This is a genomic window from Pseudomonas sp. EL_65y_Pfl1_R83 (assembly GCF_963970695.1).
Lineage (GTDB): Bacteria > Pseudomonadota > Gammaproteobacteria > Pseudomonadales > Pseudomonadaceae > Aquipseudomonas > Aquipseudomonas tritici.
Genome location: NZ_CAXAQI010000131.1, coordinates 1 through 612 on the forward strand (window position 1 = coordinate 1; position 612 = coordinate 612).

The window sequence follows — 612 nt, forward strand, 5'->3', positions numbered from 1 at the left end:
TGCAGCTTGGGGTAATAGCTGCCACCCGCCCGCTCCCATGCGTCGGCCCAGGCATGGTCGAACACATATTCGCCCTGGCTGTGGCTCTTGGCATAAGCCGGCGCGATCGCGGCGGGTTGGCCATCGGCCCCGTCGATGAGGATCGGAATCGGTTGCCAGCCGGTGCGCGCCCGGGCGCTGCCCGAACGTTCGAGGATCGACAGGAAGGCATGGCTGACAAACGGATTGTCGCGGCCGGCGCACGCATCCCATGCCTCCGCCGGGATAGCGCAGACGCCATCGGCGATACGGGCGGTGACGGCGTTGCTCACGCGCTTAAGCTAGGGCTTCACGTCCAGCTTCTCAACCGTTCTGGCGGCGAACGAGCAACACAAGGCCAGCAGCAGGAAGGGCGTGGCGAAGTCGCGGTGGCGTTCGCCGAATTCGAACCAAACGCCAAACAGCACGCATTGCAACCCGCACGCCGCGATCAGCAGAACTAGCGTGAAGGGAATGCGCGCCAGCCGAAGCGCGGCGATGGCGAGCATCGCCAGATGCGCTCCCTGCGCCAGCGGCCATAGCGCCGCCGCGAGCACGCGCGGAAAGGGCGGCCCCATTGCGAGGAGGCGATTG

2 protein-coding genes are annotated in these 612 nt (G+C 66.7%); both read right to left on the minus strand.

Going from position 1 to position 612, the window contains the following annotated elements; genetic code table 11:
* Positions 1-311, minus strand: a 311-nt coding sequence (locus AACY08_RS28010) for a peptidogalycan biosysnthesis protein (RefSeq protein WP_339472348.1), incomplete at its 3' end; no start/stop codon positions are given.
* 9 nt (positions 312-320) lie between these two features.
* Positions 321-612: hypothetical protein (locus tag AACY08_RS28015; protein WP_339472349.1), on the minus strand; the 292-nt coding region annotated here is incomplete at its 5' end.